Source organism: Streptomyces sp. NPDC005402 (assembly GCF_040606575.1).
Lineage (GTDB): Bacteria > Actinomycetota > Actinomycetes > Streptomycetales > Streptomycetaceae > Streptomyces.
Window position 1 is genome coordinate 292,059 of sequence record NZ_JBEXFB010000007.1, and the last position, 23,297, is coordinate 315,355.

The 23,297-nt window shown below is 71.7% G+C and carries 20 protein-coding genes; 13 read left to right on the forward strand and 7 right to left on the reverse strand.

From position 1 onward, the window contains the following. Positions 1-722: 722 nt before the first annotated feature. Together ABZT02_RS16310 and ABZT02_RS16315 are read left to right on the forward strand one after the other, a co-directional pair. Positions 723-1,763 (forward strand): MupA/Atu3671 family FMN-dependent luciferase-like monooxygenase, encoded by a 1,041-nt coding sequence (locus tag ABZT02_RS16310; RefSeq protein WP_356018443.1) that lies wholly within the window; start codon positions 723-725, stop codon positions 1,761-1,763. Between the two features lie 13 nt (positions 1,764-1,776). After that, positions 1,777-2,721 (forward strand): TauD/TfdA family dioxygenase, encoded by a 945-nt coding sequence (locus tag ABZT02_RS16315; RefSeq protein WP_356018446.1) that lies wholly within the window; start codon positions 1,777-1,779, stop codon positions 2,719-2,721. A gap of 64 nt (positions 2,722-2,785) precedes the next feature. On the opposite strand, the gene ABZT02_RS16320 is transcribed toward ABZT02_RS16315, so the two are convergent. Together ABZT02_RS16320 and ABZT02_RS16325 are read right to left on the reverse strand one after the other, a co-directional pair. Beyond that, positions 2,786-3,433 (reverse strand): response regulator transcription factor, encoded by a 648-nt coding sequence (locus ABZT02_RS16320; RefSeq protein ID WP_356018448.1) that lies wholly within the window; start codon positions 3,431-3,433, stop codon positions 2,786-2,788. Further along, entirely contained in the window at positions 3,418-4,638 is a 1,221-nt protein-coding gene (locus tag ABZT02_RS16325) for a sensor domain-containing protein (RefSeq protein ID WP_356018450.1), read from the reverse strand. Before ABZT02_RS16325 ends, ABZT02_RS16320 begins: the two co-directional genes overlap by 16 nt. Positions 4,639-4,784: 146 nt before the next feature. Between ABZT02_RS16325 and ABZT02_RS16330 the strand changes: the two genes are divergently transcribed. The 7 genes from ABZT02_RS16330 (at position 4,785) to ABZT02_RS16360 (ending at position 14,475) form a co-directional block, all read left to right on the forward strand. Next, on the forward strand, positions 4,785-5,552 hold the full coding sequence (locus tag ABZT02_RS16330; protein ID WP_356018452.1) for an ABC transporter ATP-binding protein: 768 nt from the start codon (positions 4,785-4,787) through the stop codon (positions 5,550-5,552). After that, complete coding sequence (locus ABZT02_RS16335; RefSeq protein ID WP_356018454.1) at positions 5,552-7,951, forward strand: ABC transporter permease; 2,400 nt, start codon at positions 5,552-5,554, stop codon at positions 7,949-7,951. The genes ABZT02_RS16330 and ABZT02_RS16335 overlap by 1 nt, the downstream gene beginning before the upstream one ends. Positions 7,952-8,156: 205 nt before the next feature. After that, positions 8,157-8,855, forward strand: a complete 699-nt coding sequence (locus ABZT02_RS16340) for an alpha/beta fold hydrolase (protein WP_356018456.1) — start codon at positions 8,157-8,159, stop codon at positions 8,853-8,855. A 53-nt stretch (positions 8,856-8,908) separates the two neighbouring features. After that, positions 8,909-10,687, forward strand: a complete 1,779-nt coding sequence (locus tag ABZT02_RS16345; RefSeq protein WP_356018459.1) for a fatty acyl-AMP ligase — start codon at positions 8,909-8,911, stop codon at positions 10,685-10,687. After that, positions 10,684-12,417 carry an acyl-CoA dehydrogenase family protein gene (locus tag ABZT02_RS16350; RefSeq protein WP_356018461.1) on the forward strand — a complete coding sequence of 578 codons (1,734 nt, stop codon included), beginning with the start codon at positions 10,684-10,686 and terminating at the stop codon, positions 12,415-12,417. The genes ABZT02_RS16345 and ABZT02_RS16350 overlap by 4 nt, the downstream gene beginning before the upstream one ends. Continuing rightward, positions 12,414-14,096 (forward strand): acyl-CoA dehydrogenase, encoded by a 1,683-nt coding sequence (locus tag ABZT02_RS16355; RefSeq protein WP_356018463.1) that lies wholly within the window; start codon positions 12,414-12,416, stop codon positions 14,094-14,096. Before ABZT02_RS16350 ends, ABZT02_RS16355 begins: the two co-directional genes overlap by 4 nt. A gap of 94 nt (positions 14,097-14,190) precedes the next feature. Continuing rightward, complete coding sequence (locus ABZT02_RS16360; protein ID WP_356018465.1) at positions 14,191-14,475, forward strand: acyl carrier protein; 285 nt, start codon at positions 14,191-14,193, stop codon at positions 14,473-14,475. 90 nt (positions 14,476-14,565) lie between these two features. Here ABZT02_RS16360 and ABZT02_RS16365 read toward each other — a convergent pair whose 3' ends face one another. Beyond that, a complete protein-coding gene (locus tag ABZT02_RS16365) occupies positions 14,566-14,784 on the reverse strand; it encodes an MbtH family protein (RefSeq protein ID WP_057608434.1) in 219 nt (72 codons plus the stop codon). Between the two features lie 408 nt (positions 14,785-15,192). Between ABZT02_RS16365 and ABZT02_RS16370 the strand changes: the two genes are divergently transcribed. After that, positions 15,193-15,414, forward strand: coding sequence for a hypothetical protein (locus ABZT02_RS16370; RefSeq protein ID WP_356018467.1), 222 nt, complete (start codon positions 15,193-15,195; stop codon positions 15,412-15,414). A 184-nt stretch (positions 15,415-15,598) separates the two neighbouring features. Then, positions 15,599-16,648, forward strand: a complete 1,050-nt coding sequence (locus ABZT02_RS16375; protein WP_356018469.1) for a LuxR C-terminal-related transcriptional regulator — start codon at positions 15,599-15,601, stop codon at positions 16,646-16,648. 652 nt (positions 16,649-17,300) lie between these two features. On the opposite strand, the gene ABZT02_RS16380 is transcribed toward ABZT02_RS16375, so the two are convergent. Further along, positions 17,301-17,828: a flavin reductase family protein gene (locus tag ABZT02_RS16380; RefSeq protein WP_356018471.1), complete on the reverse strand. Its 528-nt coding sequence runs from the start codon at positions 17,826-17,828 to the stop codon at positions 17,301-17,303. Positions 17,829-18,084: 256 nt separating this feature from the next. Here ABZT02_RS16380 and ABZT02_RS16385 point away from each other — a divergent pair, with 256 nt between their 5' ends. Further along, complete coding sequence (locus ABZT02_RS16385) at positions 18,085-19,008, forward strand: TauD/TfdA family dioxygenase (RefSeq protein ID WP_356018651.1); 924 nt, start codon at positions 18,085-18,087, stop codon at positions 19,006-19,008. A 36-nt stretch (positions 19,009-19,044) separates the two neighbouring features. Next, complete coding sequence (locus tag ABZT02_RS16390; RefSeq protein ID WP_356018473.1) at positions 19,045-19,824, forward strand: 4'-phosphopantetheinyl transferase superfamily protein; 780 nt, start codon at positions 19,045-19,047, stop codon at positions 19,822-19,824. A 43-nt stretch (positions 19,825-19,867) separates the two neighbouring features. Here the strand turns inward: ABZT02_RS16390 and ABZT02_RS16395 are convergent, their stop codons facing one another. From ABZT02_RS16395 to ABZT02_RS16405, 3 genes are all read right to left on the reverse strand, one after another. Next, positions 19,868-21,652 (reverse strand): BTAD domain-containing putative transcriptional regulator, encoded by a 1,785-nt coding sequence (locus ABZT02_RS16395; RefSeq protein WP_356018475.1) that lies wholly within the window; start codon positions 21,650-21,652, stop codon positions 19,868-19,870. A gap of 202 nt (positions 21,653-21,854) precedes the next feature. Further along, the gene (locus tag ABZT02_RS16400) at positions 21,855-22,073 is read right to left on the reverse strand and encodes an MbtH family protein (RefSeq protein ID WP_057608434.1); all 219 of its coding nucleotides are present in this window, start codon (positions 22,071-22,073) and stop codon (positions 21,855-21,857) included. Between the two features lie 139 nt (positions 22,074-22,212). Then, positions 22,213-23,250 (reverse strand): glycosyltransferase family A protein, encoded by a 1,038-nt coding sequence (locus tag ABZT02_RS16405; protein WP_356018477.1) that lies wholly within the window; start codon positions 23,248-23,250, stop codon positions 22,213-22,215. Between the last annotated feature and the right edge of the window lie 47 nt (positions 23,251-23,297).

Here is a 23,297-nt window from a genome sequence, read left to right on the forward strand (position 1 = left end):
GAGCCCTCACCGACCATGTGATCCCTCGCCCACTTCCCCCCGAACCACTCGGACACCCGACCACCTGACCCCTCGCCGCCTGCCCCGACGAGACCAGTCGGACATCGGCCACCCCCACCCCGAGCCCTCACCGACCATGTGATCCCTCGCCCACTTCCCCCTTAACCGCTCGGACACCCGACCACCTGACCCCTCGCCGCCTGCCCCTCCGAACCACTCGGACACCCGACCGTCTGCCCCCTCGCCCCCGCCCCTCCGAGACCAGTCGGACACCAGCCGCCCCCTCCCGGACCGGTCGGATCACCCAGCCACCTCCCCTGCCCACTCCGGACCCCAGCCGGACCATCCAGCCACCTACCCATCCGCATCCGCTCGCTCTGCCTTGGCCCTGCGCCAGGCCTTGCCCGATCGCTTCCCGACCGACGCCCCGCCCGACCGACTGACCGGCCGGCCCACCTTCCGGCCGACGGACTGGACGACCGGCCTCACCTGATCACAGCCCTGCCCGACCGTCGCCCCCCGGCGGACGACCCGACCCCCCGGCACCCACAAGCCCACCCGACCACCGACCACCCGACCACCCGACCAGCCACAGCTGACCTGCCAGGCCCCTCAAGCACTCGCACCCGACCAAACCGCCCCCCAACCACCCGCGCCCGACCAAACAACCCCACCCGCCCCGCCCAAGCGGACCCCCATCCGGACCACCCGAAGGACCGTCCATGGACCTGAGCCTGTTCTATTTCGCGCACGACTCCACCGCGCCCGGACAAGCCGGCCGGTACGAGCTGCTGATCGAGGGGGCGAAGCTCGCCGACCGGTCGGGGCTCGCCGCCGTATGGACCCCGGAGCGGCACTTCGATCCCTTCGGCGGGGCCTACCCGAACCCGGCCGTACTCGGCGCCGCCGTGGCCATGTGCACCCAGCGGGTGGGCATCCGGGCCGGAAGTGTCGTCGCCCCGCTGCACCATCCGGCGAGGATCGCCGAGGAGTGGTCGGTGGTGGACAATCTCTCGGGCGGCCGCGCCGGTGTCGCCTTCGCCTCCGGCTGGAACACCGTGGACTTCGCCCTGCGCCCGGAGAACCACGCCGACCGGCGCACCCTGGTCCGTGACACCGCCGAGGAGGTCCGCCGACTGTGGCGCGGTGAGGCCCTCGCCACCACCGACGGTCTCGGGCGGCCCGTCGGCATCCGTGCCTACCCGCCCGCCGTACAGCCCGAGTTGCCGGTCTGGCTCACGTCGGCCGGCGGTGTGGACACCTTCCGGGCCGCCGCCCTGATGCGCGCCGGCATCCTCACCCACCTGCTGGGCCAGTCCCTGGAGGAGGTGGCCGGCAAGATCGCCGAATACCGACGGGTGGCCGCCGAGGAGCACGACGGCTGGTCCGGCCATGTCGTGCTGATGCTGCACACCCTGCTCGGCGACGATCTCGACCAGGTCCGCGAGCAGGTGCGCGGGCCCTTCACGAACTACCTGAAGAGCTCCGCCAACCTCACCGCGAAGTCGTTCACCGGCAAGGACATGGACCTGTCCGAGCTCAACGCGGACGACATGGACTACCTCGCGGCCCGCGCGTTCGACCGCTACTTCGAGACCGGCGGGCTCTTCGGCAGCGTCGAGCGGGCCGCCGAACTGCTTCCGCACATACGGGCTCTGGGTGTCGACGAGATCGGCTGCCTCGTGGACTTCGGAGTGGAGTCCCGGGCCGTGCTCGACGGCATCGACAAGCTCGGCAAGCTGAACGAGATCATCTCCCGATGAGACAGGAGACGTCATGAGCACCACCCTGAGTGCGGGCCGGACCTGGGCCCCGCACGAGATCACCGGCGCCGAAACCGAGGACCGGGATCTGGCCGCACACCTCACCGAACTCGGCGCCGACCGTCTCACCGAGCTGCTGACGGAGCACAAGGCGCTCGTCTTCCGCGGGTTCGGGGTCACGCCCGACTCGATCGAGCCCGTCCTCGACCGGCTGCTGCCCAACCGGCTGCCCTACGTGCACGGCAACTCCCCCCGCACACGGGTGCGGGGCAACCTCTACACCTCCACCGAGTACCCGCAGCGCTTCACCATCTCCATGCACAACGAGCTGAACTACGCCCGCAAGTGGCCGGCCCGGCTCGCCTTCTACTGCGAGAAGGCCGCCGAGTCGGGAGGCGCCACCCCGGTCGTGGACGGCGAGTCGTGGCTCCGGTCCCTCGACGCCGAGGTCCGCGAGGCCTTCGCCGGCGGGATCCGCTACGTGCAGAACCTGCACGACGGCTACGGGCTCGGCAAGAGCTGGCAGGACACCTTCGAGACCGACGACCGCGCCGAGGTGGAGCGGTTCCTGACGGCCTCCGAGGCCGAGTGGGAGTGGGGCCCGGACGGCATCCGTGTGGTGCAGCACCGCCGGGCGACCACCACGCACCCGGTGACGGGTGCCGAGGTCTGGTTCAACCAGGCCGATCAGTGGCACCCGGCGGGGCTCGGCGACGAGACCTCCAAGGAGCTGTACGACATCCTCGCGCCCGAGGAGTTCCCGCAGTACGTCACGTTCGCCGACGGCACGCCCATACCGGACGGGTACATCACCCAGATCCGCGACCGGGGTCTGGAGCTGGCCGTGGACGTGGACTGGCGGTTCGGTGACGTGCTGGTGATCGACAACGTGCTGACCGGGCACGGCCGCCGCCCCTTCGAGGGCACCCGCCGCATCCTGGTCGCCATGTCCGACTGACTGTCGCGCGCCGCGGACCGCGGCCTCGTCCTCCCCGCAGCCCCGGGAGGACGAGGCCGCGCCGTCATGCCCGCAGGAAGGCGAGGACCGCGAGGACCCGGCGGTGGCCCTCGGTGTCCACCGGCAGGTCCAGCTTGTTGAAGATGTTGCCGATGTGCTTGTTCACGGCGGCCTCGGTGATGAACAGATGCTTGGCGAGACTGGCGTTGGTGCGCCCCTCCGCGATCAGCGCGAGCACCTCGCGCTCCCGTGGGCTCAGCCGCTCCAGCGGGTCCTGGCGCAGCCGCACCAGCTGAGTGATCACCTCCGGATCCACCACGGTGCCGCCGGCGGCCACCCGCTCGATCGCGGACACGAAGTCCACGACCGCGCTCACCCGTTCCTTGAGCAGGTAGCCCACCCCGGCCCCGCCGCCCGAGTCGAGCAGGCGCAGCGCGTAGGAGCGCTCGACGTACTGGCTGAGGACGAGCACGGGCAGGCCCGAGAACTCCTCGCGCAGGGCGACCGCCGAGCGCAGCCCGTCGTCGCTGAGCGACGGCGGCATGCGTACGTCGGTGACGATCAGGTCCGGCCGGTCGGCGCGTACCGCCGCCACCAGGGCGTCCGCGTCCCCGACGGCCGCCACCACCTCGTGGCCGACCCGTTGCAGCAGCCCGACCAGCCCTTCGCGCAACAGGACGGCGTCCTCGGCCACGATCAGGCGAAGCGACACGGCACCTCCACATGCAGCAGGGTCGGACCCCCGGCCGGACTCGACACCCGCATCCGGCCGTCGAGCGCCGTGACTCGGTCCGCGAGCCCGGTCACTCCGCTGCCCGCTTCGGGGTCGACCCCACCGTGACCGTCGTCCGTGATGTCGAGGATCAACAGATCGGAATGGTATCGCCCGCGTACCTGGGCGCTTGTGGCTCCGCTGTGTTTGGCGATGTTCGTCATGGCCTCGTTGATCAGGTAGTACATGGTCGTCTCCAGCTTTCTGGGCAGCCGTTCGGGCAGTCGCAGATCCACCGTCACCGGGATCGGGAACCGGCCGGCGTAGTCCTCGATCGCCGCGACCAGTCCGTGGTCGGCGAGGACGGGCGGGTTGAGTCCTCGGATCAGTGCCCGCAACTCCTGGTGGGCGGTGGACAGCTGGGCCTCGGCCTGGGTCAGCAGCTCGGCCTGCGTGGAGCCCTCCGGGACCTCCAGGCGCATCAGTCCGAGGGTCATCCCGAGCGAGACGAGCCGCTGCTGCGCCCCGTCGTGCAGGTCGCGCTCGATGCGCACCCGCTCGGCGTCGAAGGCGTCGAGCAGCCGCGACTGCGAGGCGCGTACCTCGCGCAGTTCCTCCCCGAGCTCCTTGTCGCGCGGCGCGAGGAAGGTGCGGGCCATGGCGGCCCGCGCCCCCGCCCAGGACGTCACGGTGTACGGCGAGGCGAGCAGCACGATCGCCCCGAACACCGTCCATGGCCAGGTTTCGCGGCCGGTCGAGGCGAAGGTGGTGGCGGGGATGCCGAAGGAGAACGCGAGGACCATCAGGTCCATCCACCACAGGGCCGCCGCCGACAGCAGCGTGAACATCAACTCCCGCCATGTCACCTGCTCCTTGAGCCTGGTGGACGTCCAGGCGCGCAGGCCAGGGCCGTCCGGGGCCCGGTGCGGGTCGGACAGGTGGTCCAGGTCCACCAGGCGCAGTCGGCGGCGCTCCACCCGGGCCACCAGCGTGGACACCAGCACCATGCCGACGAGAGGCGCGACGCCGATCAGCACGACCAGCAGGGCGAGCCCCGCGGCCAGGCCCAGGGTGAAGACCAGCACCGCCGCGGCGCCGACCACGACGCCTCCGCTCAGATAGGCCAGCGACCGCCAGGGCCAGCTCGAGGTCAAGAAGCTCAGGGGACGCTGAGCCATGGCCTGCCAGGCTGTTGTGGGTTGCATGCGATCAACGTAACTGTGGGGAAAGGGATTTGGGGCTGCAAACCCCGAGGCAACCGCTCGCGGCCGGCAAAGGTAGAGCTGTCTCTACCTGAGGAGTAGAGGGCGGATCAGTGCCCCGGCCACCCCCCGTGCAGTGGAATCGACGCATGACGACAACGAGGCAAACCCCGGTACAGGACACGGTCGAACTTCACGGTGTACGCAAGGTCCACGGCGCCGGCGGTCGTCAGGTGACCGCGCTGGACGGGGTCTCCATCGGCTTCCCGCGCGGCACCTTCACCGCCATCATGGGCCCTTCCGGTTCCGGGAAGTCGACCCTGCTGCAGTGCGCGGCCGGCCTTGAGCAGCCGACCGACGGCCGGATCGTCCTGGCCGGCGTGGACATCGGGAAACAGAACGAGAAGCAGCGCACCCAGCTCCGCCGCGACCACATCGGATTCGTCTTCCAGGCCTTCAACCTGGTGGAGTCCCTGACGGCGGCGCAGAACGTCGAGCTGCCGTCCCGGTTCGCCGGCCGCAAGGTCAGCCGCGAGCAGGTCGCGAACGCGCTCGCCGCGGTCGGTCTCGCCGAGCGCGCCGGGCACCGTCCCAGTGAGCTCTCCGGCGGTCAGCAGCAGCGCGTCGCCCTCGCCAGGGCGCTTGTCACCCGCCCCGACGTCCTCTTCGCGGACGAGCCCACCGGCGCCCTGGACACCACCACCTCCCGCGAGGTGCTGCGGATGATGCGGATGCTGGTCGACCAGGAGGGTCAGACCACCCTGATGGTCACCCACGACCCGGTCGCGGCGTCCGTGGCCGATGTCGTCGTCTTCCTCAAGGACGGGCAGATCGCCGACCGCATCTCGCTCGACCGTCACTCCGGCAGCAACAACGCCGCCGCGATCGCCACCCACATGGCCCGGCTGGAGGCGTGATGCTGATCCTCGCGAACGTACGCGAACGCTGGTCCGGCTTCCTCGGAGCCTTCGTCGCCGTCCTGGTCGGCGTCGCCCTGATCTCGACGACCCTGGTCATCTACGACTCCGCCCGGCCCAGGGTCCAGCCCCGCTACGACGGCACCACCGCCCTGGCCCTGCCCCACAAGGCCGCCGACGCCGACGGCAGCCCCGAGGACCGGATGCCGTGGAGCAAGGCCGAGGCCGAGCCGCTGGTGGCCGGACTCGACAAGGTTCCCGGTGTGGCCGACGCCGTGGTGGACCGCTCCTTCTACGCCCAGGCGATCAAGGACGGCAAGCCCGTCACCGACGAGGGCGCCCTGGAGTCCGGGCACGGCTGGTCCAGCGCGCGGATGGCGCCCTACAAGCTGGTCTCCGGCCGCGCGCCGAGCGCCGCAAACGAGGTCGTGGTGGACCGCACCCTGGGCGCGGCCGTGGGCGGCCAACTGACCGTCAACCTCACCGAGGGCCGCAAGCAGTTCACCGTCGTCGGTACCGTGGACGGCCCCGGCTACTACTTCAGCGAGGCGTTCGCCGCGCAGCACCAGCCCGGTGTCGGCGCCATCGCGCTGGTCGCCGACAAGGGGGCCGACACCGGCGCGATCGTCACCGCCGCGAAGAAGGTCCTCGGCGACAACGGCGACGTCGTCTCCGGCGACGGCCGGTCCGAACTGCAGCCGCAGTACATCGAGCACAAGCGCTTCCTGGGCGTCCAGCTCATCAGCGCCATGGCCCTCCTGGGCCTGTTCACCACGGTGTTCGTGGTCGCCTCCATGCTGGTCCTGGCGACCGGGATGCGGCGCCGCGAGATCGGTCTGCTGCGCACCATCGGCGCCGCCCCCCAGCAGGTCAAGCGCATGATCATCGGTGAGGCCGCGGTGGTCGGCCTGCTCGGCTCGATCGCCGGCTGCGTGGCCGGCGTGGTCGCCGCCCCGGTGCTGCGCTCCATTCTCGACAACCTGGACGTGGCGCCGCCGGGCATGGAGGTCACGGTCGCCTCCTGGCCGCTGCTCACGGCCTCCGTGATCGGTGTCGGTGTCAGCGTGATCGGTGCCTGGACCGCCGGCCGCAAGGCCGCCCGGGTCGCCCCGATCGAGGCTCTCCTGGACAGCCGCTCCGCCAACCAGGGCATGGGACGCGGCCGTTGGATCGCCGGCCTCGCCGTCCTCGGGGCCGGTGTGCTCCTGGCCATCGGCACCGCCACCTCCAGCGCCGACAACCGCATCAACATGGCGATCTTCGCCACCATGACGCTGATCGTCGCGGCCGCTCTGCTGACCCCCGCGTTCATCGGGCCCGTCGGCCGGTTCCTGACCGCCCCGTTCCAGCGCGGCGGCTCCGCGGGCCCGGTCCTGATCCGGGCGGAGCTGGTCGCCAACCCGCGCCGTGCCGCCTCCCTCGTGGCCCCCGTGATCGCCGCCGTCGGTTTCGCGGTGCTGCTCAGCGGCATGGTGGAGACCATGCGGGTGGCCTACCCGGCCGGCGAGGCGCTGAAGGTCTCGGGACAGACGATCGTCACCCCGGACGGCACCCCCGGCAACACCGACGAGGTCGTCGCCGCCAACCCGGTGGGCAAGGCAGCCCTGCCGACCCGCGCGTTCGTCCTCAAGGCCGACAAGAGCACCGAGCAGGCCGGGAACGCCACCGTCCTGGACGTCCTGGGCAGCCGGGACCCGCGCTGGAGCAAGCCGGGCGAGGCCGTCCTCGGCGAGCACACCGCCAAGAAGCTGGGCCTGACCAAGGGCGAGGAGGTTCCGGTCCGGTTCGCCGACGGCACCGCCGTCACCCTGCGCGTCGGCTCGGTCCTGCCCGACGACCCGGCCCGCGGTGACTTCGTGGTCTCCCGCGACCTGGTCCGCGCCCACGACCCGGCCGCGCTCACCGACGACATCTTCGTCCCCGGTGACGCCAATGCCTCCGGCGCCGTCCCCGGCACCGCCCTGCACGACGCCGCCGAGTACGCCCTCGCCGACTACCAGACCGACGCCAAGCTCACCGACAGCCTCGCCATGATGCTGATCGTCATCGCCGTCGGCTACAGCGTGATCGCCGTCGCCAACAGCATGGCCATGGCCGCCCACGGCCGGCGCCGCGACTTCGGGGTCATGAAGTCCGCCGGCGGCACCGTCGGCCAGCTGCTCCTGGTCTCGGTCGGCGAGACGTCCCTGGTCATCGTCGTCGGCGCCGCCCTGGGCATCCTGGTGACGCTGCCCCCGCTGGCGGGCATGGCCTCCGGCCTCTCCCAGGCCACCTCGTCCGACGTGAGTCTGCACCTGAGCACCGGCACCCTCACCATCGCCGTCCTCGGCACCCTCGTGGCGGCCGTCCTCGCCGGACTCGCGGTCACCGCGAAGACGCTGCGCAGGCAGGCGGTGTAACCGGCACACACCCCACCTCACAGCGGCCCCGGGTCTTCCCGGGGCCGCTTCCGCGTGTGCGCGTATAGAGCACCGATAGCCCCTCTGGTTGTGCTGAGCGGCGCAAGCGCGATGGGAGGCGATGACAGTGACCGTTCCGGACCTGCACACGCGATCACGGTGGCTCAGAACGTTCAGACCGGTGGCGCGGCCGCGGTGCCGGCTGGTGTGCGCCCCGCATGCCGGGGGCACCGCACAGGCGTACCGCACCTGGACCACCGGACTGCCGGCCGACGTCGAGGTGCTCGGCGTGCAGTACCCCGGCCGCCAGGACCGGCTGGGTGAACCCGTCCCGACCTCCATGGACGACCTGGTCGGCCCGGTCGCCGACGCGGTGGAGCCCTTTCTCGGCGAACCGCTGGCCCTGTTCGGCCACAGCATGGGCGCCGTCGTCGCCTACGAGGTCACCCTCGAACTCGAACGCCGGCACGGGCAGGTCGTGGATCTGCTCGCGGTCTCCGGTTCGCGCGCTCCCCATCACCGCGAGGAGCACGAGCGGCACGAACTGGACGACGCCGCCCTGGTCGAGGAGCTGCGTCGGCTGAACGACGACTTCGGCGACCTGCTGGACGCACCCGAACTCCTCGACCTGGTCCTGCCCTCCATCCGCGCCGACTTCGGCGTGGTCGCCCGCTATCTGCGCACCCCGCCGGTACCGGTCCGGGCGCCGCTGCTCGCCCTCGGCGGCAGCCGCGACCCGGACGTCGCCGCCGAGGACCTGGCCCGCTGGCGGGCCTGTGCGGGCGGCGCCTTCGGCACCCGCGTGCTGACCGGCGGCCACTTCTACCTCACCGACGAGCAGCCCGTCCTCGACGTGCTCACCCCCTGGCTCCCCCGCCGCTCCCCAGCCCACCCGGCCTCGTGACCCGGCGCCGCCCGGGCCCGGCCCGACCCCACGACCACAGGAGTACGCGCAGCATGGCTGACCTGTCCGGCGCCTCGAACGTCGTAGAGATCTTCACCGAGCACGCGCGCACCCGCGGCGATCACCGCGCGGTCGCGATCGTGCGCGACCCCTCCGACCCGGCCACCGCCCAGTGGCTGACCAACGAGCAGCTGGACCGGGCGGCCCGGGTCTGCGCCCGGGAGTTGCTGCGCTCCTGCCGCCCCGGCGACCGGGCCCTGCTGCTCCTGCCGAACTCCGCCGAGTTCGTCATCGGCATCCTCGGCTGCTTCTACGCCGGTGTGGTGCCGGTGCCCTCCTCGATGCCGGGCCGCTTCAAGCAGGACCAGCGCCGGGTCCGCGGGATCGCCCGGGACGCCGCGGTGAGCTGTGTGCTCACCGCCCCCGACGAGCTGAACGACGTGCGCACCTGGACCGAGACGGAGGACCTGGACGTCCCGGTGCTCATCCCGGACGTCGACCCGGCCCCGCTCGCCGAGCCCTTCACCCCGCACGCCGCCGCCCCCCACGACCTGGCGCTGCTCCAGTACACCTCGGGCTCCACCAACGACCCCAAGGGCAGCCGGGTCACCCAGCGCAACCTCCTGCTCAACGCGCTCGCGATCGACACCCACCTGCCGGTCCGCGAAGGCCAGCGCTACGGCGGCTGGATCCCCAACTACCACGACATGGGCCTGATGGGGCACATCCTGACCCCGCTCCTGGCCGGCCGCGGTATCGCCCTGATGACCCCGGCGGCGTTCCTGCGCCGCCCGCGCGCCTGGCTCGAACTGGTCGACCACTTCGACATCGGCCTGTCCGCCGCCCCCAACTTCGCCTACGAGCTGTGCCTGACGCGCGTACCCGAGGACTCCATCGCCGACCTCGACCTGTCCCGCTGGACCCGGACCATCAGCGGCTCCGAGCCGGTGAAGGCGAGCGTCCTGGAGGACTTCGCGGAGCGCTTCGCCCCGTCCGGCCTGCGCCCGGAGCAGCTGACGCCCTGCTACGGCATGGCGGAGACCACCCTGATGATCTCGACCACGTCGGGCCGTGTCCCCCGCGTGCTCACCGTCGACACCGACGCACTGGAGGCGGGCCGGGTGGCACCGGTGGCCGACGGCGCCGGCCGGACCCTGGTCAGCTGCGGCGAGCCGCGCTTCCTCGAGGCCCGCATCGTCGAGCCGGCCTCCGGCAGGGCCCTGCCGGAGGGCTCGGTCGGCGAGATCTGGCTGCGCGGCGAGCTCGTGGTGAACGGCTACTGGCGCAACCCCGAGGCGACGGAGGCCACTTTCGGCAACCGTCCGGCGAACGACCCGGACGACGAAGGGGGCTGGCTGCGCACCGGGGATCTCGGAGCCCTCGTGGACGGCGAGATCTACGTCACCGGACGCATCAAGGAGATGATGATCGTCCGAGGCCGCAACATCTACCCCCACGACATCGAGCACGAGCTGCGACGCCAGCACGAGGAACTGCGCGACACCGTCGGCTCGGTCGTCACCGTCCCCACCGGCGTCGACGACACCGAGGGCAGGCTCGTGGTCATCCACGAGGTCCGCCGCCGCGCTGTCGACGAGGAACTGGCACGCCTGGCCGCGAGCATGCGCACCACCGTGGCCCGCGAGTTCGGCCTGCGCGCCGACTCGGTCCTGCTCCTGCGCCGCGGCGCGGTCCGCCGTACGACCAGCGGCAAGGTCCAGCGGTCCGCCATGCGGGCCCTGTACGCGAACGGCGAACTGGAGCCCCTGTGGGCCGACGGCTACGAGGCGGCCGGGCAGGCCGTCGCCGTCGGGGCGGGGGTGCGCGGATGAGTACGGCCGACCTGGAGGCGCGGCTCGCCGAGTGGGCCCGGCCGGGCGGCCCGTTCGACCCCGCCGTGCTGACCGCCCATGACGAGGCGGAGTCCTTCCCCGCCGAGGCCTGTGCCGCACTCGACGCCTGGGGGCTGCCCGCGTACTACGTCCCGGTCCGGCACGGTGGCCGCCAGGACCGCCTCGACGAGTTCCTCGGCCTGCTGCGCCGGGTCGCCGCCCGCGATCTGACGGTGGCCGTGGCCCACGGCAAGACCTTCCTCGGTGGTGTCTGCGCCTGGGTCGCCGGGGAGGACGCCCCGTCCGGCCTGCTGGCCCGGCAGGTCCTCGCGGGCCGGCCGGTGGCCTGGGGGCTCACCGAGCCCGACGGCGGCAGCGACCTGCTCGCCGGCTCGCTCACCGCGACCCGCAACGGTTCCGGCTGGCAGCTGAGCGGCCGCAAGTGGCCGGTGAACAACGCGACCCGGGGCCGTCTGATGTGCGTCCTGGCCCGCACCGACCCGCAGGGCGGCCCCCGCGGCTTCACCGTCTTCCTCATCGACAAAAGGGCCACCGCGGCCGGCACCGTGCGCCCCCTGCCCAAGATGCCCACCCACGGCGTCCGGGGCGCCGACATCAGCGGGGTGGAGTTCCATCAGGCGCGGGTCCCCGCCCACGCTCTGGTCGGCACGGTCGGCGGTGGACTGGAACTCGTCCTCAAATCCCTCCAGTTGACCCGGATCGTCTGTGTCTCCCTCTCCTTGGGCGCCGGTGACCACGCGCTCGGGCTGCTGCGCCGCTTCCTGGGTGAACGGCGGCTCTACGGGCGCGATCTGGCGGCCCTGCCGCATGTGCGCGGCACGGCCGGCCGGGCCGTGGCCCGTCAGTTCCTCGCCGAGGCCGTCGCCCACACCGCCGCCCGGGCCGCCCACGAGGTACCGGACGAACTGAGCGTGGTCTCCGCCGTCGCGAAGGCGTTCGTTCCGACCCTGGTGCAGGGCCAACTGCAGCTGATCGGCGACTTGCTCGGCGCCCGCGGCTTCCTCACCGGGGTCGAGGGCTACGGCGGCTTCGCCAAACTGGAGCGCGACCACCAGGTCGTCCCACTCTTCGACGGCAGCACCTGGGTCAACCGGGCCGGTTTGGCCGCGGTCCTGCCCCTGCTGCGGCCCGGGCGCCGGGCCCCCGCCCCGGTGTCCGACTCGCCGGTGCACTGGCTGCGCGAGGAGCACCGCCCCGCCCCCCTCGACCCCCGTCGGCTGCGCCTGGCGGCTCCCCGCGACTCCGTTCTCGACGCCCTGCCCGCGCTGGTGGCCGAAGTCGCCGAGCGGGAAGGCACGTCGGGCACGGCGGCCGAGACCGCCGCCCTGGCCCGCGCGCTGCTGAGCGCGTACCGGCACCTGGGCGCCGACCTCGAGGGCGTGCGCCCCACCGGTGGCGCGCCGAGCACCGCCGCGATGCGGCTCGCCGAACGCTACGAGTGGTGCTTCGCGGGCGCCGCCGCACTCGCCCTGCACCGCGCACGGCCCCACCTGCACGACGGCCTCTGGGGACAGGACGGGCTGTGGCTGCACGGCTGCCTCGCCCTGGCCCTCGAGGGCCTCGGCAGCAGGCCCGACACGGCCACAGGGATCTACGACCGGCTCGGTGGGCTCCTGAGTTCCTCGCCTCAGGTCCCGGTGAGCGTGCTCGACGACACCGTGCCGGACGAGCCGGCGCGCGACGGATCGGTGGAGGTGCCCGCAGCATGACCGACATCGCAACCCGCGCGGACCACTTGGAGAAGCTGCTCGGCTCCCCCTGGGACGCGGACAACCCCGCCGGCTTCGCCGCAACCGTGGCCGCCGACGAACGGGAGGAGACCGCGCCGGCCGCCGAGGCCGTACTGGACGAGTTCGGCCTGCTCGCCGAGTTCGTCCCGCGCGCGCTCGGCGGCCGCCTCGACCGTATCGACCACATGATCGAGCTGATGCGGTCGGTGCACCGGCGGGACCCGGCCCTGGGCTTGGCCCGCGCCGGGCAACTCCTCGCGAGCGTCAACGTCTGGACCGCCGGCTCGCCCGAACAGCGCCGTATCGCCGCCGAGTTGCTGCTCGGCAATGGACGGATCGCCTGCGCCTTCCACGAGCTCGCCCACGGCAATGACATCGCCGGCAACGAGTTCGCGGCCCGCCGCGTCGGCTCCGGACTGCGCCTGCACGGCCGCAAGGAGTCCATCGCCAACCTGGACCGGGCCGACGCCCTGGTGATCCTGGCGCGCACGGACCCGGCCGACGGACCGCGCGCCCATTCGCAGCTGTTCCTGCCCGCCGGCCTGCTCGCCCCCGAACAGGTGCGCAGGCTGCCGAGGTTCCGCTCGGTCGGCATGCGCGGAGTGCGCCTGGGAGGTATGGAGGTGTCCGATCTGCCGGTGCCGGACGGGGTGCTGCTCGGCGCACCGGGCACCGGCGTCGAAACGGCCTCCCGCGCCTTTCAGGTGACCCGGCTCGCACTGCCGGCCATGAGCACCGCCCTGCTGGACACCGCGCTGCGCGTCACCCTGCGTCACACCCGCCGACGGCGGCTGTACGGCCGGGAGGCCGCCGCCATACCGATGGTGCGCACCACCTTGGCCGAGGCCTTCACGGACCTGTTGATCTGCGAGGCCCTCTCCGGGTCCGCGGCCCGCGCCCTGCACCTGTGCCCCGAGTCCGGCAGCGTCCACGCGCCCGCGGTGAAGTACCTGGTCGCCGGACTGCTCACGGACGCGGTGCGCCGACTGTCGACGGTGATGGGTTCGGAGTTCTACCGCCGCGACGGGGAGCACGCCGTGTTCCAGAAGATCGTCCGGGACGTCAGGCCGGTCGGCTTCGGTCACATCGCCCGCGCCGCGTGCCTGTCCGCCCTGCTGCCCCAGTTGCCCGGTCTGCTCGGCCGGGCCCGTCGCGCGCCGGCCCCGGCCCCGGACGCCCTGTTCACCACCGAGGCCGAGCTGTCCGAGCCGGACCTGCCCGGGTTGCGGTTGGTCGCGGGCGGCCGGGACCCGCTGGCCGGCTCGCTCGGCACCGTCCTGGACGAGGACCTGCCGCCGGCCGCCCGGCCCCTGGTCGAGGAGCACGTACGGGGTTTCGCGGCGCTGTGCGAGGCCGGCGCGGCCCTGCGGCCCAGGGAGCTGTCGATCACGGCCGAGGTGCCGGTGCGCGAACTGGCCGCCCGCTACACGGTGTCGCTCGCCGCCGCCGCGTGCCTGGGCGTCCGGCGCACCGCCCCGGCAGGGGACTTCCTGGCCCGCCCGGAGTGGCTTCAGGCCGCGCTCACCCGGCTCGCCGGCATGGACCGGGCCATCCCGGCCGACCTGCCGCCGGGGGTCGAGGACGCGATGGTCGAGGAGCTGCTGGACCGCGACGACCACAGTCTGTCCTTCGGCCTCACCGGCCGCCCGTACGCGTGAGGCGACCGTCCGACGTCGCTCGCGCCCCGCCCCACCCACCTGGTGCGCTGCGTTCAAGTCCCCTCTCCCTACCGCCTGTTCCGAGGAGATCCTGATGACCATGTACGGCTTCGACCCCGCCACCCCGTCCGAGATGCGGAGCTGGCTCGTGGAGCGCGTCGCCGCGTATCTGCCGGACCTCGACGAGGCCGTGGACCCCCATCGGCAGCTCGGTGAGTACGGCCTCGACTCCATAGCCGTGGTGGCGTTCGCCGCCGACGTGGAGGAACAGCTCGGCATAGCCGTCGATCCCACCGCGATATGGGACTACCCGACGGTCGGCGAGCTGGCCGAATACCTGACGGGTCGGCTGGCCGAGCGGCGCCCGCAGGCCGCCTGACGGCGGGCCGTGTCCCCCAGCACCGAAGACACGGCCAACGGGCAAGGGGCCGAGGTGGTGACTCACCTCGGCCCCTTGCCCGTGCGCGGATCAGGCCGCGTCGCTCTCCATGGCGCGAACCAGGCTGAGCGGACGCATGTCGGTCCAGTTCTCCTCGACGTAGGCGAGGCAGGCGGCACGGGTGTCCTCTCCGTGCACCGTGCGCCAGCCCGCCGGGACCTCGGCGAACGCCGGCCACAGCGAATGCTGGCCCTCGTCATTGACCAGCACGAAGTACGACGCCTCGTCGTTCTCGAACGGATTCGCCACGATGACACCTCACAAGAGCGGGCGGAACTTCGGTCGGAACGACCCTCGGACGCCGACCTACGGGTTTCCTATGGCAATTGCGTCGCTCTCATCGCCTGGCCACAACCTGCCATACGCGAGGCGCGGCGACAGGGAATGCAGAGTTCCGCTTGAGTCGGCCGGACGGGACGTGGAGATTCCGCTTTCGGTTTTCGCTGGCAGTAGCGACAAACACACGCAGAGCCGCGTTCGTGGCCGCTGTCAGTTCGCTGCCACCGCAGCAGGCTGACAGGCCTTTCTTCTGGTGGGACGCGATACACGAAGCAAGAATCTTCTCGTGCCCAGCGATGCCGCCTCTGAACCGAGGTAAACGCGAAGCATACGGGAATTGTTCGGCAATCCAAACACGGAAGAAATTGGAGTTCCTAAATGAAGTCCGCACTCCAGAAGGTCTCCGCCATCACCGTCGCCGTGCTCGCGCTGGCGCTGGTCCCGGCGACCGCGGGCACCGCATCGGCCGACGAACCGGGTTGGCAGGCCCCGGTGGAGCAGGTCGGCGACACCGTCACCGACCTGCTCGGTGAGCCGGGCTGGCAGCGGGTGCCGCAGGAGCCGGGCTGGCAGAACCTTCCCGCGGACTCCGTCGGCTGATCCTTTCGGACGCCCGACGAGCAAGATCACCCCACCCGGAACTCCGGTAAAGGGTGATCTTGCTCCGTGTGCCCCGTGTTACTCTGCCGCCGTTGAAGGACTTCGGGGGTTTCCTGAGACGGGGGTTGTAGGCGTGCTTGAGCCCATAGGATTGAGTGCGGAAGCCGCAGAGGTCTACCGGGCTTTGTTACTGAATTCATCCCGCCCGGTCGAGGAACTGACCACACTGACCGGCCGCCCGGCAGAGGTCGTACGCAGCGCATTGGACGAATGCGTACGGCTGGGCCTGATCCGACCGTCCTGGGAGGCTCCCGGTAGGGTGCACGCGGTCAGCCCGGATGTCGCCCTCCAGGCCTTGTTGGCCCGTCAGGAATCCGCGCTGCTGGCCCGGCAGCGCGAGATAGCCGAGACCCGGGTCGAGGTGGCCCGCCTTTCCGAGGAGTTCGCAGCCACGCGCAGCCGCCGTCGGCACAACGAGATCGAGCAGCTGGAAGGGCTCGACCGGATTCGCGATCGCATCAGCGAACTCACCCAGGGGTGTGAGCGCAGCCTGGTCGCCTTCGCCCCCGGCGGGCACCAGACCTCGGACAACCGGGAGGCCAGCCGTCCGCTCACCGAGTCCCTCCGCAACCGCGGGGTGACGGTGCGCACCGTCTATCTGGACAGCATCTACAACGACCCCGCCACCGTCGAACACGCCCGCTGGCTGGTGGAGCTGGGCAACGACGTCCGGACCGTGGCCTGGCTGCCCTCCCGCATGATCATCTTCGATGAGGAGGCGGCCATCCTGCCCATGGACCCGGACAACAGCGGGGACGGGGCCCTCCTCTTCCGCGGCAGAGGTGTACTCGCGGGCCTGTCCGAGCTCTTCCGGCTGGTGTGGGAACGGGCCCAGCCCATCACCAACGCCCGCCGGCAGCGGACCAGCACGGACGACCTGGGACTGACCGGTCAGGAGAAGGCCGTCCTGCGCCTGCTCGGAGAGGGTTTCACCGACGAGGGAGTGGCGCGCAAGCTCGGGGTGTCGGTCCGCACCGGACGGCGTATCACCGCCGATCTGATGGGGCGGCTCGGAGCGAAGAGCCGTTTCCAGGCAGGACTGCGTGCGGCCCGCCTCGGCTGGCTGGACGAGATCCCGGACTCCGACCCCTGCGGCCCCCTGGGCCCGACACCGACCACCGCCACGGACAGCCCAGGCCGGGGAGCGACCGGCCGCCGCCTGGCGGAGCGCTGAAGTGTCCTGCGACGACGCCTGGTTGGACTCCAGACTGCGCCTCGCCTCACCGTGACAGCCGCCGGTCCGAGCTGCCGCCGACCGACCGCTGAACTCGCGAGCGATGACGCCTGGCCGGCGGCGACACACCCGGATCGACCCGCCGTCGGCTGACCACCCAAATCCCCTACGAACAGACCTAGTTGGAAACCCCGACGCCGCCACGGTTCAAGCCGCTCACCGACCAGTCACCTGCCCCGCCCGCGACAACGCCTGGACGAACGCAGCAGCACACGCCCTGGCCGTGACCTACCTGACTCGAACCGCCGCCAGCCGACCAGCCAAATCCTCCACGACCGCGTTCAGTCGGGAGCCCCGCTGCGACGCCCGACGGTCCGAGCTGTCGCCGGGCCGACCGCCGAACTCGCAGGCGACGACACCGCCCGATTGGGAACCACGACGCGACCCGCCCCGCAGGTTCGATCCGTCGCCGTCTCACCCTGCGAACTCCGCTCCATGACACTCCGGTTGGGAACGCCGGCGCGGCACGCACCACTATGACCGCCGCCGGATCGAGCGGTCTCCGTCAAACCACGAACTCCCGTGCCATGAAACCCGGTTAGGCCGCCAGGCCCGCCAGCCCAAGCCGACGGCAGACGCCCGGTGCCGCTCGTCACAGCTCCCGGCGTCGGATCGGGGCCGGGCCGAGGAAGGAGCCCCGGTAGAACAGCAGTGGGCCGGAGTCCTCACTGTCCTCGGGGGCGCTCAGGTCCACGACCCGGCCGACCACGATCCGGTGGTCGCCGGCGGGCAGCACACTCTCGACGCGGCAGTCCACCCAGGCCAGGCCCCCCTCGATGCCAGGGGATCCGGTCACCGCGGCCGGACTCCAGGCCACCCCGGCGAACTTGTCCGCACCGCTACGGCCGAACCGCCGGCCCAGTTCGACCTGGTCCGCGCGCAGCACCGTCGCACAGAAGGCCCCCGCCCGCTCGATACGGTGCCCGGTCGCCGAGGTCTTGGCCACCGCGACGGAAACCAGCGGCGGTTCCAGGGAGAGCGAGGTGAAGGACTGACAGGCGAAACCGACCGGTTGCCCCTCATGGACGGCGGAGATGATCGTCACCCCCGTGCAGAACCTGCCGAGCACATCCCGGAAACGGCTCCGGTCGAAGCGGAGGGCGGTGGCGGTCGAGTTCACGCGTACCTCACAGGGCAGGGGACGGACGGTCACGTCGACGGCTCACGCTCCCCGCGCCCTCTACACGGCAGCTACACCCCGATCCCACCCCGGCGCGAGACGATCCGGCTCCGGGCAGTACCGGACCGGGCGACAGGCCCACCTCGTAGGAACCCCGTAGAGGGCCGTCCTTTCATGGGTGACCTGTCGTAGGCCGCCAGGAGCTGCTCCGCGCGGCCGCCCGTCGAGACTTCCGAGAGAGGCCTGTGTGGCGATCATGGAGCCCTGGACGCCTCTGGACATCGACCCGGAGTGCGCAGGCGGCCCGGAGGAGCTGGTCGAACGCCTGGACGCCATGGGCCCGGCCGTGCTGAGCCGGCTCCTCGCCGAGGAGAGCGCCATTCTCTTCCGGGACTTCGACATCACCTCGGAGACCCTCGACGACGTACTCGACCGGATACTGCCCAACCGGTACGGACAGGCGCCGCGCCCCGCCACCCGCGAGCGGAACACCGACGACGTCTGGACGGTCCCGGGGGAGCAGCCCCACGTCGCGGTTCGGCCGTACAACAGGATGAGCTGCACGCACGCCTGGCCCGCCCGGATCGCGCTGTTCTGCCACACCGCCCCCGCCACCGGCGGCGCCACCATGGTGGTGGACGGCGCGCGCTGGCTGGCCTCCCTCTCCCGCGACCTGCGCGAACGGTTCTCCCCCGGCGTCCGCTACGTCCGCTACCTTCACGACGGTTCGGGCCTCGGCGTGAGCTGGCGGGACGCCTTCGCCACCACCCGCCGCGAGGAGGTCGAGGTCTTTCTCGACGGCACCGGAACCGAATGGTGCTGGACGGCCGACGGCGGCATCCAGGTCTCACGGACATGTCCCGCCGTCATCACGCACCCGGTGACGGGCACCGACGTCTGGTTCAACGAGGTCCACCGCTGGCACCCGTCCAGCTGCAGCCCCGGAGACGTCCTGTCCCGGGTCCTGTCGGTGGACCGGGTGCCCTGGAACGTCACGTTCGCCGACGGCTCCCCGATCTCCGGGGAAGAGGTGACCCAGATCTGCGAGTCGGGGGCCGCCGCGGCGACGGACATCCCGTGGAACCGGGGCGATCTGCTGCTCCTCGACAACGTGGCTCTCGCCCACGGCCGCCGCCCCTTCACCGGAACCCGCCGCGTCCTCATGGCCACCTCGGACTGACGCCCCGCCGCGTCCCGAACATGATGGAGCCCCCTCATGCACGACGCCTCGTACCGCAGCCTGCGCGAGACGGACGCCGTTCACGTCTGGCGGGGCGAGTCCCCCGACCACGACGACCCGGCGCTCTTCGCGCTGCTCTCCTCGGACGAACGGGCCACGGCCGCCCGCCGACCCGCGCCGGTCGGCACCCGCTACGCCCACGCTCACGCCGCGCTCCGGCAGATCCTCGGCGGCTATCTCGACACCGACCCGCGTCGCCTGCGCCTGGGCCGTCGGCCCTGCCCGCGCTGCCCGAACCCCGCCCACGGACGGCCATGTGTGGTCTTCCCCCGCACGGGTCTCGACTTCAACCTCTCCCGATCGGGCGCGCACTGGCTGCTCGCGGTCACCGCGGAGCGGCCGATCGGCGTGGACCTGGAACTGGCGCGGCCGGACGCCGACCTCTGGCTCACCACCTCCGCCTTCATGTCCCCGGCCGAACTGCGCCGGCTGACTGAGGCGCGGGACACAGCGGCCGGTGTCGACGCGTATTACCGCGCGTGGACCCGCAAGGAGGCGGTGGTCAAGGCCGACGGCGTCGGCGTCGTCGAGGACCTGCGGACCGTAAACGTCGCCCCCCACCTCCCCGGCCCCGTTCCCGTCCGGCACCTGGCCTCCCGCGGCCCGCGGCGATGGCTCGTGCACGACCTCCCGCTCGGCCCCGACGCATACGGGGCACTGGCCCGTGAACCGGAGAGCAGGGGGCCGGTCCTGCTCGTCGATCCGGCCGCTCGCGGGTTCAGCGCGGTACCCGTCCCCTCCGGAACCTCGCGATGACGCCCTTCCGAACGCTCCCGCCAGCACTCCGGCACCATGGCTTTCAGGCCGCCGGTTCCTGGAGGTGGCCACCGGTCCCGACGTACAGCCGCAGCAGACTGTTGAGCTGGTACGTCGGCTCACCCGGCTCGTCCGAGAACGCCAGCAGTCCTTCGTCGACCAGTGACTCCAGCCGCTCCTCCACTTCGGAGGCCGAGAACCCGAGGCAGCGGGCGGCCGAGCGGGCCGAGAACACCCTGCGTTCCAGACCCGACAGCAGCAGAAGCAGCTCACGGTCCTCGTGCCCCAGGCGGCGCAGCGACATCTCCAGGCTCCGGGGCACCGACAGTCCTCGCACCTGAAGCTCCTGGAGTCGGCTGTGCGGGTCAGCCAGCCTGTCGGCGAGGCGCCGCAGTGAGGAGCGCGGCCGGCCGGCCAGCCGGGTCGCGGCGATACGCACGGCGAGGGGCAGTCCGGCGCAGTGCCGGGCGATCTCCCGAGCCGCCTCCGGCTCGGCCTCGATACGCATCGAATCCACGGCCGTGGCCAGCATCCGCAGGCTCTCCGCTGCGCTCAGCGGGGGCAGCACCAGGGTGTGCAGCCCGCCTATCGGTCCCAGAGCGGTCTGGCTGGTGATCAGTACGGCGGGCTCGGGCGCCCCGGGCAGCAGACCGGACAGCTGCAGTTCGCTGACCGCGTTGTCCAGGAGGATGAGCAGCCGGCGCCGGGCCGTACGGGTCCGGTACAGCCGGATCAGCTCGTCCAGATCCGGTTCGGCCGCGCCCACCGGCTCCCCGAGCGCCCGCAACAGTCCGACCAGTACGTCCCGGGGGCTGCGGGGCGAGCCGTCCTGGTGTCTCAGGTTCACGTACAACTGCCCGTCGGGGAAGGCTTCCAGGCACTCGTTGGCCGCGCGCACCGCGAGGGCCGTCTTCCCGCTCCCCGGCATTCCCGTCAGCAGGAACCGCCGGGCGTGCCAGGTGCGGTTCCCGCTCGGCGGCAGAAGCCTGCGCAGTTCGGCCAACTCGGCCTCGCGGCCGGTGAAGTCGGGGATGTCCGGGGGCAGCGTCGCCGGTGTCACCGTCCGGGCGGTTGCCGCGGGCGCGGACGGTTCCACGACCGTCTCCCCCGCCAGGACCGCCTGGTAGACCTCGGCCAGCTCGGCGCCCGGGGTCACGCCCAGTTCCTCGGCGAGCACTCGGCGTCCCTCGTGGTAGGCCATGAGCGCGTCGGCCTGCCGGCCGCACAGGTACAGGGCTTTCATCAGCTGGGCCCGCATCCGCTCCCGTACCGGGAACTCGGCGACCAGCGCGGTCAGTTCGGGTATCAGCTGCCGGTGGCGTCCCAGGGCCAGGTCCACCTCGATCCGCAACTCGGTGGTGCCTGCGCGTGCCTCCTCCAGCCTGGGCAGCTCGGCGTCCGCCAGGTGTTCGGTGACGTTCGACAGGGCGGCACCCCGCCACAGCTCCAGCGCACCGCGAAGATGTGCGTCGGCCCGCTCCAGGTCGCCGGCCGTGTGGGCCTCGGCGCCGAGCCGGGCCAACCGCTCGAACTCCAGGAAGTCGACACGGGCGTTGGCGGTCTCCAGGGTGTAGCCGGGCAGCTGACGCACGATCCGCACGCCGTCACCCAGCTGCATCCTCAACCGCGAGATGTAGGTGTAGATCTGCGCGCTCACCGTGGCCGGCGGGTTCCACCCCCACAGCAGATGACTCAGCCTGGTGTCGGAGACCACCCGGCCCCTGGCCAACAACAGGGCCGCGAGCACGGTCTTGATCTTGGTTCCCGACAGGACGACGCGTTCGTCGTTCCTGCGGGCTTCCACCGGACCGAGAATTCGGAACTCCATGGCATCCCCCTGATTGGCTGCTCCTGCCGTTTCAGTCTGGGATCGAGGGGGGCCGCATGGTGGGTTTCGCCGTGTCAGGAGGCTGCGGTGGCAGGTCCCTGCGAGCTCCGCCGCGGGAGGCGGCAAAAACCGCGACGGGTGCCGCACATGCCGAGGGGGCCGTGGCGGCAGTTGCCGCCACGGCCCCCTCGGGCACACGGGATCAGGCCGCGTCGCTCTCCATGGCGCGGACCAGGCTGAGCGGACGCATGTCGGTCCAGTTCTCCTCGACGTAGGCGAGGCAGGCGGCACGGGTGTCCTCTCCGTGCACCGTGCGCCAGCCCGCCGGGACCTCGGCGAACGCCGGCCACAGCGAATGCTGGCCCTCGTCATTGACCAGCACGAAGTACGACGCCTCGTCGTTCTCGAACGGATTCGCCACGATCACACCTCACAAGTACGTCTGGACTGCGGTCGCACGATTCTCGGGCGCCGCTCTATACGTTTTCTGCGGCCCGGCGGAGGTCGCGGGCCCCGTGAGTACGACGGGCACCGGCGGTGCGGAGCGGAGGGTCGCGGGACTACCGGCTGACCGTCGCGATGAGCCGACGCACGATGGCGTGCCTGCCGGCGTCATGGGTGCGCAGGAACGCCCGGAGCCGCTCGGCGTGCCGTTCGCTGCTGCACTGGAGGGGATGGACGACGGCGAAGTGGCCGTCCTCCTCGACGTAGGAGAGTTCGCGCAGCATGGGGACGGCGGGGTCGGTGACGAACTTCTCCATACCGGTCAGGGCCTCCTCGGTGGTCATGCCCTTCGGCATGACCAGTTCACCGGAGGCCGCCTTCGCACGGTAGAAACGGAGCATCTCCTCCGCGAAGCAGGAGCGCAGTTCCTCCTGCACCTCGGGGGCGCGGATGGCCTCGGTGAGCCTGTCGCACGCCGCCTCGTCGGGCAGCGTGCCCAGGGTCAGCCGGTGGCTGACGGTCATGGTGCGGCGGCGCGAGGTGTCACTGAGGAACATCACGACCGTGCGGTCGCTCACCGTCGTGAAGCGCTCCCCGGCGTCGGCGAGCCGCAGCCACAGGTCCCAGTCCTCCATGCCTGTGGGGTCGTCGGTCCAGCCCCCGATGTTCTCGACGAGCCCGCGCACATGGCCCACGCGGGACGGCTCGTACAACGGCCACAGCAGCTGGAGCTCGGGGTGCCACAGCCCGTTGAGGGGGTGGGACCGGTACTCCTCCTCACCTCGTGCGTTCATGCCGATGCTCGCGGTCGCCACCAGGCGCGCGCCGCCGTCGAACTCCCGGCGCAGCACGGCGAGGTGTTCGGGCAGCCACTGGTCGTCGGAGTCCAGGTAGGCGACGGCCGGGGCGGTCGAGGCGGCCAGGCCGATGTTGCGGGGGCCACCGGGGTGGCCGTGCCGCTCGGTGCGGATCAGCTGTATCCGCTCGTCGTCGTAGGACCGCACCACGTCGTCCGTGTCGTCGGTGCAGCCGTCGGAGACGACGATCAGGCGCCAGTCGTCGAAGGTTTGGGCCAGAACGCTGTCGACGGTCGGGCGGATGGCCTCGGACCGGTTCCAGGCCGGGCAGATCACATCGATCGCTGCCGTGGTCAAGGGCTTCCTCGCAGACTCCTCAAGACGGCCGTCGTGCCGTCCCCGGC

Coding starts and splice junctions, on each gene's coding strand:
- ABZT02_RS16310 (WP_356018443.1), top strand. CDS start 723: ATGGACCTGAGCCTGTTCTATTTCGCGCACGACTCCACCGCGCCCGGA.
- ABZT02_RS16315 (WP_356018446.1), top strand. CDS start 1,777: ATGAGCACCACCCTGAGTGCGGGCCGGACCTGGGCCCCGCACGAGATC.
- ABZT02_RS16325 (WP_356018450.1), bottom strand. CDS start 4,638: ATGCAACCCACAACAGCCTGGCAGGCCATGGCTCAGCGTCCCCTGAGC.
- ABZT02_RS16330 (WP_356018452.1), top strand. CDS start 4,785: ATGACGACAACGAGGCAAACCCCGGTACAGGACACGGTCGAACTTCAC.
- ABZT02_RS16335 (WP_356018454.1), top strand. CDS start 5,552: ATGCTGATCCTCGCGAACGTACGCGAACGCTGGTCCGGCTTCCTCGGA.
- ABZT02_RS16345 (WP_356018459.1), top strand. CDS start 8,909: ATGGCTGACCTGTCCGGCGCCTCGAACGTCGTAGAGATCTTCACCGAG.
- ABZT02_RS16350 (WP_356018461.1), top strand. CDS start 10,684: ATGAGTACGGCCGACCTGGAGGCGCGGCTCGCCGAGTGGGCCCGGCCG.
- ABZT02_RS16355 (WP_356018463.1), top strand. CDS start 12,414: ATGACCGACATCGCAACCCGCGCGGACCACTTGGAGAAGCTGCTCGGC.
- ABZT02_RS16360 (WP_356018465.1), top strand. CDS start 14,191: ATGACCATGTACGGCTTCGACCCCGCCACCCCGTCCGAGATGCGGAGC.
- ABZT02_RS16370 (WP_356018467.1), top strand. CDS start 15,193: ATGAAGTCCGCACTCCAGAAGGTCTCCGCCATCACCGTCGCCGTGCTC.
- ABZT02_RS16385 (WP_356018651.1), top strand. CDS start 18,085: ATGGAGCCCTGGACGCCTCTGGACATCGACCCGGAGTGCGCAGGCGGC.
- ABZT02_RS16390 (WP_356018473.1), top strand. CDS start 19,045: ATGCACGACGCCTCGTACCGCAGCCTGCGCGAGACGGACGCCGTTCAC.
- ABZT02_RS16395 (WP_356018475.1), bottom strand. CDS start 21,652: ATGGAGTTCCGAATTCTCGGTCCGGTGGAAGCCCGCAGGAACGACGAA.